Here is a 14,549-nt window from a genome sequence, read left to right as displayed (position 1 = left end):
GCTAATCTTCATCCGTTGGCAGATAAGCCACAATACCGTGCCAGTCGCCCATCTGCGTGTGTTGTGCAATTTGGAAACCAGCATCCGTCAACGCTGTTAGGACCGTTTGGAACTTATCATCAATAATTCCAGAGGTAATGAAATAACCGCCCCGTTTTAAGTTCTGACGAGCTTGTGGCACCAGTGGAATGATGATTTCAGCTAAAATATTTGCGACAATAATATCTGCTTGTGTGTCGATGCCAGCCAACAAGTCATTGGCGGCAACCTTCACGTCTTTGGCAACTGGATTCAAATCAAGATTGGTTTGTGCGGAAGCAACAGCGACGTCATCTAAGTCATAAGCTTCGACAGCGCCGACTCCCATGGCCTTGGCCGCGATACTTAACACGCCAGAACCCGTACCGACATCAATCAAGTGCTCACCACCGTTAATGACGGTCTCTAGGGCTTGCAGGCAGAGCTTAGTGGTCGGATGAGTCCCCGTTCCAAACGCCCGACCAGGATCGAGCCGTAAGACGAGTTCGCCGGATTGTGCAGGTTGATAGTCTTCCCAGCTCGGCACGATCGTCAAATACCGCGTCACCCGTACAGGATGGTAATATTTTTTCCACGCCGTTGCCCAGTCTTCATCAGACAGCGCCGTCATGCTTACCTCGTTGGGAGCCGGATTTAGGCCAAAATCGCTCAACTGGCTCACGCGTTGTTTGATCGTTGGCAGAATTTCAGGCACGAACACCGTCTCGGGATAATAGGCCGAAACCTGTGCGCCGCTGGTGACATGGGGAATGGTATCCAGGTCGATAATTTCACCATACCGATCGGGTTTTAAATTCTGATAATCCAAAGCGTCATCAATTTTGACACCACTGGCTCCAGCTTCCATCAAAATATTCGAAACCGCCTCAACGGCTTCGTTGGAAGTACTAACGGTTACTTCAGTCCATTTCATAAATGACGTGCTCCTTTTGTGTGATTTCATTTTAGTGAATTACGGTGATGCGTTTTAGGTTGAATATTTGCACACTTTGCGACTAATTTTGAATTAAAGGCAATGGCGCGCCTGTTTTGATTACTTTGGCGAGAGCGTCTGGATGTCCCAGAAAATAGATTTGATTGCATCGCACAAACTTCAGCTCAAGCCACAATCTTGGGTCACTCACTCAAACGGCCAAGACTCCCTAAACAGCCGCATTTCCCATCAGCAACAATTATATAACAAGCACAAACCGTTTGACAATCGGGCTTACTGCCAGCCATGGGTGTGTGAGTCAATCGTTTTCCGGCCAATTTTAGACACAAACGGATTGCCAGCAACGTAGAACCGCAACGGCGCACTGGTCCATTCCGCCTTATTAACGATGCCAATTCGGGGTGACTTAATAATTTGACGTGGCTGCCGGACATGGTCTAAATCTAGCGAGAGCGTCGCCTTTTGCAACGGCTGGCCGTTCAACGTTTTATCCAAACCTAGTGCCTGCATCAATTTCCCTGGTCCGTTGGTCAAATTAGCCAGTGGAACGGGCCGATTGTGTTGCATCTGCTCGACGCCGCTAGCTGGTTCAATTCCCCGAATCAGCACACATTCGGGCGTGCCAGCTACTTGGGTCACGAGATTCAGCAAATACAACGCGCGCATTTGATAAATGTAAATCGTCCCTGCTGGTTGCCACAGGACGCGGTTACGGGCCGTCTGGTGATTTTGATAAGCGTGCGCCCCGGCATCGTTGGCGCCCAAATACGCCTCAGTCTCGGTAATCCACGCCGTTAACGGTCCACTCGCGGTTTGCAGACGCAACTGCTTACCGAGTAAAGCGGCCGCGATTTCTGTCGTTGGCCGCGAACTTAAAAAAGATTGCATTCGGTTTGTCATCATCATTAATTGCGGGGACACGCTGTCGGTTATGCTGGGCCTTCATGACCTAGCGAGCCAGTTGCAAATCAGCGACATGGGTGGTCTCCCGTCGTTCTCCTTTCCAGTAAATATTGGCCATTATATCGAAAACGGGGCTGGTGCTAAATTACACCAGTCCCGTCTTCAAGTTAACTTAGTCATCATTCGTGGCTTTTTTCGTTAAATGCTTGTTCAAATACTTGATCATATCCGCTTCGTGCTTAAAAATTCGTGGATGCTTTTGTTTATGCAGACGGACGGCGATCTCGTTAATCTTAACGCGCCCAGTCCAAGTATGGCTGTACTTAACGACCACCCGATTATTACGATGATCCTTACCGAATTTCAACACGTAAACGCTGTCTGGCACCATCAGCGGTCTAATATATGTTTTATCGTAGTCATAATGTATTGATCGCAGAAACTGTTTCGTGCGTTTTAACATGTCGTCGATCTCTCCTTCACAACGTGAAATTGATTAAATAATAAATTAATTAATTAATTGTCGCTACGTTTTATTTCTAACCTTAATTATAGCAGACTTTAAACAGACAGTGTATCAATTTGCGGTTGGTTTGGCAAGAAAACCGCCTAAAATCCTAATATTTTCTCAAAGCGTGGTCGCTTGGTTTTCGGTGCTTCAGGGATATGGTAAAATATTAATAAATCAGTCAGGTTATCAATATTGAGGGGGATTTACTGATGGTACTAATTGAAAGAATTTATCGGCGCGGGCACGAACCGTTGACCAGTGTCGACCAAATCGAAAAATTTGAAACCAGCGACGGCTACGTCACACCTAACGAAGTATTAGCACGCGAAATTGGTGCAGATAGCGAAAACTGTTTCTATAAAAATCAAGAAGGCAAACGTAAAAAAGTCGTCGCCACTAAAGATGATCAAGGTGTCTGGCATATGCAAACCATCGGGACAACCGATCCGACCACGGACGGTCTATTACAGTTGCCACACATGCAAGATATTTGGGGTTAGCATTATTTGCTAATTAAATCTAACATTTGGATTAGCCGCTGGCAGGTTTTGAATTGCTGGCGGTTTTTGTTTGTGTTCGTGATACCTCCCTGCCAAATTTCACGAATTTTTCTTCTGATTTTGCCTCAGTCTTCATGACAAATTAACTCGTATTATGCGTAACCCCCGATAAATAATAGACATTTATTCTGATTATGTCTATTTCACTAAACAATCCAGTCTCAATGTTGGCAAAATGTTGGCAAATCCCCAAAATAAAAGAGCTCCGCCGCGGCGGAACCCTATCAGTTCGGCTTTTCTTCCTCGTCGGTTTTCAAAACTGCCATGAACGCTTCTTGTGGGATTTCAACTTTCCCCACGGCTTTCATGCGTTTCTTACCGGCTTTTTGCTTCTCAAGTAACTTCATCCGCCGGGTACGGTCACCACCATAGAGATGGGCGGTAACGTCCTTACGGTAAGCTTTGATGTTCGTCCGCGCAATCACCTTAGAGCCGATGGTTGCTTGTACTGGAATTTCAAAGTTTTGGCGCGGAATGATGGTTTTTAGCTTTGATGCGATTTCACGACCACGCGCTGGTGCAAAGTCGCGGTGCGCGATAAAGCTTAACGCATCGACTTGGTCCCCGTTCAGTAAGATGTCGATTTTGACTAAGTCACTGGCACGGTAGCCATCTAAATCGTAATCTAACGAAGCGTAACCACGAGTGTTGGATTTCAACTTATCGAAGAAGTCAAAGATAATTTCCGATAGTGGAATATGGTAGACCACGTTGACCCGGTTGCTATCCAGATATTCCATCGTATCAAATTCGCCCCGCTTGCGTTGGGCCAGTTCCATGACCGCACCAACGTAATCGTTAGGCACCATGATCTGGGCTTTGACGTAAGGTTCGCGAATTTCCTTGATGGCAGACGCTTCCGGCATTTCGGCAGGGTTTTCAACCTGTTTTTCTGTGCCATCCGTCATTAAGACGTGGTACGTTACGGAAGGCGCCGTCGTAATCAGTTCAAGGTTGAATTCCCGCTCGAGCCGTTCCTGAATCACATCCATGTGTAACAGTCCCAAGAAACCACAACGAAACCCGAAACCTAACGCTTGCGATGATTCAGCCTCAAATTCGAGTGCCGCATCATTTAATTTTAACTTTTCCAAAGCTTCGCGTAAGTCCGTAAACTTGGCGTTATCAGTTGGGTAAATCCCGGCGTACACCATTGGATTCATTTCCCGGTAACCGGCGAGCGGCTTTTCGGCCGGCCGTTTGGCATTCGTCACCGTATCCCCGACCCGGGTGTCTTGGATATCCTTGATACTGGCGGTAATGTAACCAACATCCCCGGCCATCAGATAATCGCGAGCTAATGGTTTGGGCGAGTTGACACCGACTTCAGTCACTTCGTATTCACTACCACTGTTCATCAAGCGAATTCGGTCACCAGGCCGAACAATACCTTCATGAATTCGAACGCTTAAAACCACGCCACGGTAGTCGTCATACACTGAGTCAAAAACCAAGGCCTTCAACGGTGCGTCTAAATCACCCTGGGGCGCTGGAATTTTATGCACGATCTGTTCCAGTAAGTCTTCAATTCCGATCCCCGCTTTAGCTGAAGCCAAAACGGCATCTTCAGCATCGATTCCAATATCATCCTCAATTTCTTTACGGACCTTTTCCGGTTCCGCTGAAGGCAAGTCAATCTTGTTGATGACTGGCACGATTTCCAAGTCATCATCAATGGCAAGGTAGACGTTGGCCAAGGTTTGGGCCTCGACCCCTTGCGCTGCGTCGACGACTAACACTGCGCCTTCGCAGGCCGCCAAACTTCGCGAAACTTCATACGTAAAATCGACGTGTCCTGGCGTATCGATTAGATGAAAGATATAGGTCTCCCCATCTTTAGCCTGGTAGTGCAATTCCACTGCATTTAATTTGATCGTAATCCCACGTTCACGTTCCAAGTCCATTGAATCCAGCACTTGGTCCTGCATTTCACGTTTGGAAATCGTATCCGTTAATTCCAAGATTCGGTCCGCCAACGTTGATTTGCCGTGATCAATATGGGCGACGATCGAAAAATTCCGAATATGTTGTTGTCGATCTTTCATTGTCGCTTTATCCATTGATTTTCCTACTTTCTTCCTAAGTCCTAATCCTATCAATTATACCAAGTAACCGTCACAATCACAATTTTTCTATTGCCGTGACCGTCATCCACGACCGTTTGCGACGCTCACTGGCACCGTCAGTGCAAATCAGCCGCCATCCCAGCTACTGGTTTTACGACTGCTGTCGACATCGTCCCGGCCTCGTTTGGTCATCATCACATGGACTCAACCGACAAAAGCGCCGCTGCAATCCGACTCAGTGAGTCCTTGCAGCGGCGCTTTTCAGTTACGACAGCTTATTTGAAACTGTTGATTTGACTGGGCTTAAGTTCCTGCCACTTGTTTGAATAGAAGTTGTCATTAATGTGATAATGAACGGGTTTCGTCTTCTTGGTCAGGAACGGATCAACTTTTTGGTCGACCGCTAACCAGCCCCGCCAACCAAGATGAATGGTATCAGTCATGAAGTAATCTTGATTGCCATCCTGAGTCAGGTCCAAGATGTTATTAAACCCTTGGCTGCGAAGTTGATACTGAATCTTTTGATCAAACTGCCCAATCATCTTCATGGACAGGCCCGTGTATGAGGCCCAGCGCTGATTAATCGGTGGAATGATGAACAAGACATCAGTATGCGTCTTCGCGAACTGATTCAAGACTAATTGGAAATCGGCAAATTCTGGTGACTTCGTGTAATTCAAGTGACGCTGTGAATCCTTAAGTCGCTTGTAGTTACGTTTGAGCTTAGTGTTCCAGAATTGATTACTAATTTCCAAATCATTAGAAGTCGTTTGTGCCGCCCCAATCTTTCCAGCTAACTGGTCCAATTGGTTAAAGTTATACGTCGATGGCAGCTTCTTGGCTTGCACATTGACCGTATTCAAGTTCTTACCTGAAATTCCAAAGCGTGAGAAGAATTCATCCTCACTACCGAGCACCCGAGCCTTATAATTGATATAAGCCATTTGGGCACTGGTTGGCTTGAACCCAGCGGCCACGCGGGCTAAGGCGCCTTCCAAAACTCGGTCCGATGAACCAGACGGCATTTGTAGCAGACGCTGTGCCGCATAACGATCCATTTCGGAATTATGCTCATCCTGCAGCCAGTCGATGGTCTGCAATGGTGAGTAGTAGTACGTAAAGGCATCTTTTCGCGTACCTTGTGGGACAAACCATTGTGGCGAAATTACAAAGACAGCCTTCTTATTTGTAATCTGCTTTTTCACGGACTGCATCGCGAAATACTGGGTCAGTGACTGGGTCCCCCGGGCACCGAGCAAGAATGGCCGGTAACTCCGGTGATACTTTTCTGCCAGTACGGACGGATGCATGGGATCAAATCGCGACCATTCCGATGAACCGAAGAATGGCACATAACCATCACTCAAGGCTTGGCGCTTCACTAATCGACCCTTTAAAACGTTGGACGAAAGTGAGACGGCGGCCGTTTTTTCGGTTTCCTTGGAGATATGATTTAATCCGAATGAGAACGGTGAAAGCAGTACGGCCAATAATAAGACAGCTGCCAAAATAATTGGCCCAAAAATCTTAAAAAGGCGTGTGGAGACCTTCATTGCAAGTTCTCAACCTTTGATACGATTTTAGCCGGTGTGTCCCATTCTGACCGTTGAAATTCAGAGACCGGCACTTCGATACCTAATTGATTTTGAAGTTCCAATAATAATTGAACAGAACCCATTGAGTCCAGGATTCCTTCATCAAACAAGTTGACGTCCATATTGCTTGAAACGTCTTCCCCCGTTAAATCCGCTAAAATTGATAAAACTGTTGCTTTTGTATCATCCATAGTTATTACGCTCCCTTAAGTGTACTTAATTTATGGCCGGCCGCCGAAGAATAACGTGTTCAGGAATCCTGAGAAGATCAAGAAACTGAAACAAACGACGTTGAACGTGAGAAAAATCGCGAAGTATTCGGTGAACTTGTTGGATGGCAACTGCGCTTGATGCTTCTTCTTGTAGCGCAACCAAGCATCGTTGATGACCATCGCAAAGCCATGGAATAGCCCATAGACGATGTAGTACCACGTTTCCCCGTGCCAAAACCCCATGATCAACATATTAATGACATAACAAACATTGGCCGTCGTGATCCGACTCTTGAAGACTTTGTGCTTCATCATAAAGAAGACGAGGCGCATGTAGATAAAGTCGCGGAACCAGAAGGACAACGTCATGTGCCAACGATTCCAGAAGTCCTTGATATTTTTCGACTTGAACGGCTGATTAAAGTTCATTGGCGTTTCAACACCCATCAGGTAGCTGACCCCAACGGCGAATAAACTGTAGCCGGCAAAGTCGAAGAACAAGTCCATACTGTAGACATACATCACACCGACTAGCGCCCAGGATAACCCGTGAGCTTGCAGTGCAGCATGTTCGACAACTGGTAGCATCCGCGTCCCAAAAATATAAGCCAAGATAAACTTATACAGGAATCCTAAGAAAATGTAGCGAATCCCCTTTTCGACTAATCCCAAGTACTTTTCACGGTTCGGCACACTGTCATAATCTTTGACAAACCGCCGATACCGATCAATTGGCCCGGAAGAAATCGTTGGGAAGAACAGTAGGAACTGCCCAAACAGGACGGGATGGAACTCCTTAATCACACCATCACGTGTTTCCATGATCATCTGAACGACTTTGAACGTCAGATAGGAAATCCCCAAGAAACCGATGATGGAATTCGCACCGTGGGCGACCGCTGGCGTGATTTTGACGACGGCTAGTGGAATAATCGCTAAAATCACACTGACGACGAACACCCACCCTTTATTCGGTGAATCTGGTCGTTGTCGATACTTGGAATACAACCAGACCAGGGCGATTTGATAAATCAGATATACAATTAGCGCAATCCCAGTACGCCACTTGACCCCACCAAACGTTAACATCAAGAAAACGAAGGAAATCAGTGACTCGTACCAGTGTGAACGCCGACCATATAACAAACCGATCATTAACGGCACCAACGCGATAAAGAGCAGCACAAAGTACGTTGGGTTACCGTACGGGTCAAATGAAATCATTCTGGGTTAACCTCTTTAATAATCGACTTGACATCAATCTTACCGTTAGGCGTTAATGGCAAGCTCGTTTGATAGACGAACCGTTGTGGAATCATGTATTCCATCATCATTCCTTGTAGGTCCTTCTTGATCGCGGTCGTCAACGCAAAGTCACTTTCAAAGTCATTTGGCTTTGGCACGACATAGGCAATCATTTGGGTCACTTTGTGCTCTTTATCATATTTTGGTACGGCCACAGCTTGTTTGATGTGACGTTGTTGTGCTAAGAAGTGGTCGACTTCTTCTAATTCGATCCGGTAACCGTGCATTTTAATCTGAAAATCGACCCGACCGCGGTAACGGAATAGCCCATCCGCGTCCATCGTGCCAATATCACCAGAATGGTAAGCGCGTTGCCCGTCCAATTCAAAGAACGCTTTGGCCGTCTTCTCAGGATTGTTCAAATATCCCTTAGAAACGGATGGCCCGGCAATAATCAGCTCACCTTCCGTTCCGTTTGGTACTGGCTCGCCATTATCATCAACGACCAACATCTGCGTATCTGCCTTCGCATAACCAATTGGTAACCGGTCGTACTTGGCGAGTGCTTGGTCGGTGATTTCGATTTGGGTGACGGCGACACAGGTTTCCGTTGGCCCATAAGTGTTAAAAATCCGGGCATCTGGGAACCGCTTCTTTAAGGCCGCCGCTGTCTTGTGGGTCAATTCCTCACCACAGAATAAGAAGTGCGTCAAACTTGGTAAATTCTCGGCGTTAAACTGTGGTTCCAACAAGCAGATATCCATGAAGGAAGGCGTTGAGACCCAGACATTGATCGGCAACGTTGGTAGCGCGGCAAATAACTGTTTGAAGTCATCAGTCACGGCTTTTGGCAACGCGTATAACGTGCCCCCTAAAGCCAATGTTGGATAGACATCCATCACTGACAAGTCAAAGGAATACGGTGGTTGTGATAAGGAATTCGGTTGGTCTGGTAACCCAAAGTCGTCGCTTAACATCCAATCCACGTAGCTGACCAGATTGTCGTGACTGATCTGAACCCCTTTCGGCATCCCCGTCGTTCCGGACGTAAAGATAATGTAGTAATTATCATCGCCACTAACGACGTGGTTCGCCTGATAATCGACCGGCGTTGCGAAGATCGCGTCCAATTGGTCTGGCGTAATCACCGGTGTCGTCCCAACCCCCGTTGGTAAATCGACCACCGCAATGACGGCTGCTGGTTTGGCAATCTCATTAATCATCGTGAGCCGTTCATTTGGTGAATGCGTATCGATTGGAATATACGCCCGGCCGGATTTGACCACGCCCAGGAAGGTCGCAATCATTTCAAAAGTCTGACCACCAAAGACAATGATTGGATCCTTAGCTGGTAAATCTAGCGTATCAAGATGCGCCGCCAGAGCATCAGAGTATGCCTTTAGTTCAGCATACGTGTGTGTGGTCCCCTGCACGTCATAGACCACTTTGTCGGGTTGTGTCCGTGCATAATCATCGATGGTTGTAATGATATTCTTAATCATAATTAAAACTCCCCCCAAACAATACTGTTACGGTACCTAATTAAAATTCGTTGTAAATAAATTTCGCTTGGTTGATTCCGCTATACCCATACAGATAAACCAAGGCAAGCATGACAGCAAAATAGAAGACTGTAAGTGCAATGAATTGAACAACCGGCCGTTGAAACCAAGCTTTCAACTTTGCAAACATGCTTTCACCTCCCCTAATATCACGAAATACGTTATTTGATACTACCATTCATTAAATCGGCAAAAATTTTATTGGCTGCAGGCTGAATTGGTGCAGCTTTCCGATAATAATTGCTCATTAAGACGACCCCAGTCTTGCCATCCGGTGACAAGAAGACGCTCGATTCATAACCATAGCCCAGTCCGTGCGACCGGATCCCATTGCTAATGTTATAAACCCCGCCACCATATTCACCAGTTGCAGTCCGGGTGTGTAAAATTGCCACATCCTTTTTAGGAAGCAATTTTCCTTTCAAAATCGCGCTTTCGACCGTAAATAAGTCGTGAACGCTCATATAAACTTGTCCTGTGCCTAACTCATTGGCCATCTGTGCCTTAGTTTCTGGCATTGTTTCTTGATAATCTGGAACCGTTTGATCAGCCGGTCCGCGGTATCCGGTCGTGGCATGTTGGCCCTGACCATGAATCAGAAAACCAGTCGATTGTAAGTCCAACTTATCAATAAACCGTTCCGTGAAGAAATGTTGATAACTTTCCCCCGTGACTTGACGAATAATACCCGCCAACAGTAAGAAATTGACCGATGAGTAATTCGAGATGCCATTCTTGTCCGGATAATAGTAGACATTATGTTTCGCGTAATCAATGACTTTATTCTCCGGCAAGTACTCCTTTGACCCGTTCTTAAGTCGAAATCCCGTGGTCATATCCAACATCTGCCGAATCGTCGTTTGACGACCATGCTTGAGTGTTGGATAGTACATCGAAATCGGGTCAGTCAACTTAATTTTCCCCGCTTTGACGAGCTGCATAATACCAACGGCCGTCATCGATTTTTGAATCGATAAAATCTGATACTTAGAATCGACTTGATTACGTTCGTTTTTCGCTTTGTTCGCGTAACCAAAAGCCCGTTGGTAAATGACGTGGTCGTTCTTGACGACCAAGGCTGAACCAACAAAATGGCTTAGATTGAGTATTTTAGTAATCTGTTGATTCGTATCCTGGTTGTTTGAAAACGAGATCTGATTAACCTTCTGACTCAAGATACTGTCTTTCAAGGCTGCTTTTTTGTTACGCGCCTTTTTGGTTTGTTGTTTCTTAGCAATTGCGGCCTGTCGCTCGGTATGATAGACATAGTAGCCACCCCCAGCACCAACAATCAGCAGTCCAAGCAAAACTGTGACTAAAAGTTTGCTTCGCTTCACAATGATGAACCTCCCCATTAGCTATCAATTACGAACTGATTGGTGATATTAGCGCTATTTGCTAATAGGACGCTAAGTTCAAATATCAGTGTACCAACCGAACAGGTGCTTGTACGGGCGATACCTCAAAAAGAACAAAAACCTGCATTTGCGTGTCTGAACATGACATATTTGTAACGGTTTTGTAACATCAACGTTAGGCCCCCACACGTTAACGACGTATTACTTCACCTCCTTGACTAATTCTAGCACTCACGATTCACGAGATGACAGGATAATGTAACCGTTTGAGCAAAAACCGCGCTACTGAAAAGTTAGTTAATAAACAGAGTGGTCTCACTTTACAAGGCCACGAAAAAAAGCAGTCGGTCACCTTTCATTTTCATGAAAGATGATCGACTGCTACTTGTACGATTCTGGAATGAATTGACTGGCGTTAAACACCACGTAACTTATCGAAGAGTGAACTCTTGCCGTTACCAGCGACCGTTTTACCGCTGGCTTTGGCGAAGCTCTTCAACGCTTCTTTTTGGCCTTTGTTCAAATGGCTAGGCGTTTCAATGTTGACCGTGACCCGTTCGTCACCGTTCCCATTACCACGTAGACGTGGGGCACCCTTGCCACGAAGCCGGAAAGTCGTTCCCGTCTGAGTTCCAGCCGGAATCTTCAACTTAACGTCCCCGTGAACCGTCTTGACTTGAACTTCATCACCCAAGGCCGCTTGAACAAAGTCGATTGGCAACTTGAAGTAGATGGTCGCGCCATCCCGTTCAAAATCCTTGCTAGGTTCAACTCTAAAGATGATGAACAGATCCCCGTATGGACCACCGTTTGTCCCGGCTTCACCTTGGTTTTGAAGACGCATCTGTTGGCCTTCTTCAACCCCGGCTGGGACCGTCACTTTGATGGAATGGCTTTGTTCAGTATGGCCAGTCCCACCACAAGTGGCACACTTGTCCTTGATTTCCTTACCAGTCCCATGACAAACGTCACAGACTTGTTGGCTCATCATCCGACCAAGTGGGGTATTCGTCTGAACTTGAATGTACCCAGCACCATGACACTTCGAACAAGTTACTGGCGAAGTCCCTGGCTTAGCACCGGTACCTTCACAAGTCTTACATTGTTCTTCGCGATTATAAGTGATCGTGGTCTTCTTACCGAAGATGGCATCTTCAAACTTCAGTGACATCTCATATTGTAAGTCGCGTCCCTGTTGCGGACCAGCTGGATTAGCTCGCCGTGAGCCACCAGCGCCGCCACCGAAAAACGAACTGAAAATATCTTCGAAGCCACCGCCACCGAAGCCGCCAAAGTCTTGACCACCAAAACCACCGGCACCACCGCCGAAGCCTTGTTGGCCACCAGTTGACCCAAATTGATCATACTGAGCCCGTTTTTGGGCGTCACCGAGTGTTTCGTACGCTTCGTTGACTGCTTTGAATTTTTCTTCCGCGCCAGGTTCATGGTTCAAATCAGGATGATACTTCTTCGAAAGCTTCCGATACGCTTTCTTGATTTCGTCCTGACTGGCATCCTTTTCAACACCCAGAACCTTATATAAGTCTTGCTCTGCCATTGTAACCTCCTAATGAACCTTAAATTAAGTCTCATTAATACTAGCATATTTGAACTAAAAAGGCCAAAGCCACGTGGCCTTGGCCTTTTGTTCTGACGATTTTACTTCTTGTCCTTGTCTTTATCCAAGTCTTCAAAGTCACCGTCAACCGTGTTGTCATCACCGCTCTTGGCTGAATCTGTGTTACCAGCGGCACTGCCGTCAGCACCAGCTTGACTACCCTGAGCTTCTTGAGCTTGTTGATACAACTTAACGGATAAGTCCTGAACGATCTTGTTCAAATCATCCTTCTTGGCCTTCATTTCGTCAATGTTGTTATCGTCTTGTGCCTTCTTCAAAGCATCGCGAGCATCTTGTGCCTTCTTAACTTCGTCTTCAGAAACTTTACCTTCAAGTTCCTTCAAAGTCTTGTCAGTCGTAAAGATCAATTGGTCAACTTCGTTCTTCAAGTCAACTTCTTCTTTACGCTTCTTGTCGGCATCTTCGTTTTCCTTGGCTTCCTTGACCATTTGATCGATTTCGTCGTCAGAAAGACCCGATGAACTCTTGATGGTAATCTTTTGTTCTTTGTTCGTACCCATATCCTTAGCAGAAACGTTCACGATACCGTTCTTATCAATATCGAACTTAACTTCGATTTGAGGAACCCCACGAGGTGCAGCCGGAATATCCGTTAATTGGAACCGACCGAGTGTCTTGTTGTCAGCTGCCATTGGCCGTTCACCTTGTAAGACATGAATGTCAACAGCTGGTTGGTTATCGGCTGCCGTACTGAAGACTTGGGACTTGCTAGTTGGAATCGTTGTGTTACGATCGATCAACTTAGTGAAGACCCCACCCATGGTTTCAATACCAAGTGAAAGTGGCGTTACATCAAGTAAAACAACGTCCTTAACATCACCGGTAATCACACCACCTTGAACTGCGGCACCTAAAGCAACCGCTTCGTCAGGGTTGATGGAGTGGTTAGATTCCTTGCCAGTCCACTTTTCAACGGCTTCTTGAACGGCTGGAATCCGAGTAGAACCACCATTTAAGATAACAACGTCTAAGTCGCTAGCGGATAAATCAGCATCCTTCAACGCATTTTCAACTGGGATCCGTGTCTTTTCAACCAAGTCAGAAGTCAATTCGTTGAATTTGGCACGCGTTAGCGTGGTTTCCAAATGCAATGGGCCACTGGCACCAGCGGAAATGAATGGTAAGCTGATTTGTGCTTCAGAAACCCCCGAGAGGTCCTTTTTCGCTTTTTCAGCAGCATCCTTTAACCGTTGTAAAGCCATCTTGTCTTGTGACAAGTCGACACCGTTGTCAGCTTTGAAGTTGGCAATTAACCAGTCGATGATCTTTTGGTCAAAGTCGTCACCACCAAGGTGAGTATCACCATTCGTTGATAACACTTCGAAGACCCCATCGCCTAATTCCAAGATGGAGACATCAAAGGTCCCACCACCAAGGTCATAAACTAAGATTTTTTCATCTTTGTCGGTCTTATCCAAACCATATGCCAAAGCAGCGGCAGTTGGTTCGTTAATAATCCGTTCAATGTTTAAACCGGCAATCTTACCAGCATCCTTAGTGGCTTGCCGTTGTGCATCGTTAAAGTAAGCAGGTACCGTAACGACCGCTTTTTCAACTGTGTCGCCAAGGTAATCTTCAGCAAAGCTCTTGATGTATTGTAAGATCATCGCTGAAATTTGTTGTGGGGTGTAGTCTTTACCTTCGATAGAAACTTTGTAGCCTGCTTCACCCATGTGACGCTTGATTGAAGCAACCGTATTTGGGTTGGTGATTGCTTGCCGCTTAGCAACTTCACCAACTTGAGTTTCGCCATCTTTGAAAGCAACTACTGATGGCACCGTCCGGCCACCTTCAGGAGTCGTGATAATTTTAGGTTCTGTACCTTCAAGAACCGCTACCGCAGAGTTAGTAGTCCCGAGGTCAATCCCGATAATTTTATTACTTGCCATAAATTAACAAACCTCTTTTAAATTAATTTTATTTTT

Annotated in this window: 13 protein-coding genes; 1 reads left to right on the top strand and 12 read right to left on the bottom strand. The window is 46.1% G+C overall.

The features are described from left to right. Position 1: 1 nt before the first annotated feature. The 3 genes from prmA to MZO40_RS05790 all read right to left on the bottom strand — a co-directional run bounded on the left by prmA (position 2) and on the right by MZO40_RS05790 (position 2,339). Complete coding sequence (gene prmA, locus MZO40_RS05800) at positions 2–952, bottom strand: 50S ribosomal protein L11 methyltransferase (RefSeq protein WP_050338510.1); 951 nt, start codon at positions 950–952, stop codon at positions 2–4. Positions 953–1,246: 294 nt separating this feature from the next. After that, positions 1,247–1,861, bottom strand: coding sequence for a DNA-3-methyladenine glycosylase (locus tag MZO40_RS05795; RefSeq protein ID WP_105961305.1), 615 nt, complete (start codon positions 1,859–1,861; stop codon positions 1,247–1,249). A gap of 187 nt (positions 1,862–2,048) precedes the next feature. After that, positions 2,049–2,339, bottom strand: coding sequence for a hypothetical protein (locus MZO40_RS05790; protein WP_003638932.1), 291 nt, complete (start codon positions 2,337–2,339; stop codon positions 2,049–2,051). 257 nt (positions 2,340–2,596) lie between these two features. On the opposite strand from MZO40_RS05790, the gene MZO40_RS05785 reads away from it, so the two are divergent. Then, the gene (locus tag MZO40_RS05785; RefSeq protein WP_050338509.1) at positions 2,597–2,887 is read left to right on the top strand and encodes a hypothetical protein; all 291 of its coding nucleotides are present in this window, start codon (positions 2,597–2,599) and stop codon (positions 2,885–2,887) included. 284 nt (positions 2,888–3,171) lie between these two features. Here MZO40_RS05785 and lepA read toward each other — a convergent pair whose 3' ends face one another. The 9 genes from lepA to dnaK all read right to left on the bottom strand — a co-directional run bounded on the left by lepA (position 3,172) and on the right by dnaK (position 14,513). Then, a complete protein-coding gene (gene lepA / locus MZO40_RS05780; RefSeq protein WP_003638935.1) occupies positions 3,172–5,007 on the bottom strand; it encodes a translation elongation factor 4 in 1,836 nt (611 codons plus the stop codon). A 281-nt stretch (positions 5,008–5,288) separates the two neighbouring features. Continuing rightward, the gene (gene dltD / locus MZO40_RS05775; RefSeq protein WP_105960985.1) at positions 5,289–6,566 is read right to left on the bottom strand and encodes a D-alanyl-lipoteichoic acid biosynthesis protein DltD; all 1,278 of its coding nucleotides are present in this window, start codon (positions 6,564–6,566) and stop codon (positions 5,289–5,291) included. Further along, the gene (gene dltC / locus MZO40_RS05770) at positions 6,563–6,805 is read right to left on the bottom strand and encodes a D-alanine--poly(phosphoribitol) ligase subunit DltC (protein ID WP_082230227.1); all 243 of its coding nucleotides are present in this window, start codon (positions 6,803–6,805) and stop codon (positions 6,563–6,565) included. Before dltC ends, dltD begins: the two co-directional genes overlap by 4 nt. Before the next feature lie 24 nt (positions 6,806–6,829). Beyond that, the gene (dltB, locus tag MZO40_RS05765) at positions 6,830–8,044 is read right to left on the bottom strand and encodes a D-alanyl-lipoteichoic acid biosynthesis protein DltB (protein WP_003638938.1); all 1,215 of its coding nucleotides are present in this window, start codon (positions 8,042–8,044) and stop codon (positions 6,830–6,832) included. Beyond that, positions 8,041–9,567 (bottom strand): D-alanine--poly(phosphoribitol) ligase subunit DltA, encoded by a 1,527-nt coding sequence (gene dltA, locus MZO40_RS05760; RefSeq protein WP_105960984.1) that lies wholly within the window; start codon positions 9,565–9,567, stop codon positions 8,041–8,043. Before dltA ends, dltB begins: the two co-directional genes overlap by 4 nt. 40 nt (positions 9,568–9,607) lie before the next feature. Further along, positions 9,608–9,757, bottom strand: a complete 150-nt coding sequence (locus MZO40_RS05755; protein WP_003638940.1) for a teichoic acid D-Ala incorporation-associated protein DltX — start codon at positions 9,755–9,757, stop codon at positions 9,608–9,610. 31 nt (positions 9,758–9,788) lie between these two features. Continuing rightward, complete coding sequence (locus MZO40_RS05750) at positions 9,789–10,964, bottom strand: serine hydrolase domain-containing protein (RefSeq protein ID WP_252133153.1); 1,176 nt, start codon at positions 10,962–10,964, stop codon at positions 9,789–9,791. Positions 10,965–11,400: 436 nt separating this feature from the next. Beyond that, complete coding sequence (gene dnaJ / locus MZO40_RS05745) at positions 11,401–12,543, bottom strand: molecular chaperone DnaJ (protein WP_003638942.1); 1,143 nt, start codon at positions 12,541–12,543, stop codon at positions 11,401–11,403. A 101-nt stretch (positions 12,544–12,644) separates the two neighbouring features. After that, entirely contained in the window at positions 12,645–14,513 is a 1,869-nt protein-coding gene (gene dnaK, locus MZO40_RS05740; RefSeq protein ID WP_105960982.1) for a molecular chaperone DnaK, read from the bottom strand. Between the last annotated feature and the right edge of the window lie 36 nt (positions 14,514–14,549).

Source organism: Lactiplantibacillus sp. B652, from assembly GCF_023806745.1.
GTDB lineage: Bacteria > Bacillota > Bacilli > Lactobacillales > Lactobacillaceae > Lactiplantibacillus > Lactiplantibacillus pentosus.
The sequence above is the reverse complement of the archived record's forward strand: the minus strand, read 5'-3'. Positions and strand labels throughout refer to the sequence as shown.

Bases quoted from the DNA above. Each gene is read 5' to 3' on its own strand.
- MZO40_RS05790 (WP_003638932.1), bottom strand. From the start codon at position 2,339: ATGTTAAAACGCACGAAACAGTTTCTGCGATCAATACATTATGACTAC.
- dltA (WP_105960984.1), bottom strand. From the start codon at position 9,567: ATGATTAAGAATATCATTACAACCATCGATGATTATGCACGGACACAA.
- MZO40_RS05795 (WP_105961305.1), bottom strand. From the start codon at position 1,861: ATGCAATCTTTTTTAAGTTCGCGGCCAACGACAGAAATCGCGGCCGCT.
- prmA (WP_050338510.1), bottom strand. From the start codon at position 952: ATGAAATGGACTGAAGTAACCGTTAGTACTTCCAACGAAGCCGTTGAG.
- dltD (WP_105960985.1), bottom strand. From the start codon at position 6,566: ATGAAGGTCTCCACACGCCTTTTTAAGATTTTTGGGCCAATTATTTTG.
- dnaJ (WP_003638942.1), bottom strand. From the start codon at position 12,543: ATGGCAGAGCAAGACTTATATAAGGTTCTGGGTGTTGAAAAGGATGCC.
- MZO40_RS05755 (WP_003638940.1), bottom strand. From the start codon at position 9,757: ATGTTTGCAAAGTTGAAAGCTTGGTTTCAACGGCCGGTTGTTCAATTC.
- MZO40_RS05785 (WP_050338509.1), top strand. From the start codon at position 2,597: ATGGTACTAATTGAAAGAATTTATCGGCGCGGGCACGAACCGTTGACC.
- dltB (WP_003638938.1), bottom strand. From the start codon at position 8,044: ATGATTTCATTTGACCCGTACGGTAACCCAACGTACTTTGTGCTGCTC.
- lepA (WP_003638935.1), bottom strand. From the start codon at position 5,007: ATGGATAAAGCGACAATGAAAGATCGACAACAACATATTCGGAATTTT.
- dnaK (WP_105960982.1), bottom strand. From the start codon at position 14,513: ATGGCAAGTAATAAAATTATCGGGATTGACCTCGGGACTACTAACTCT.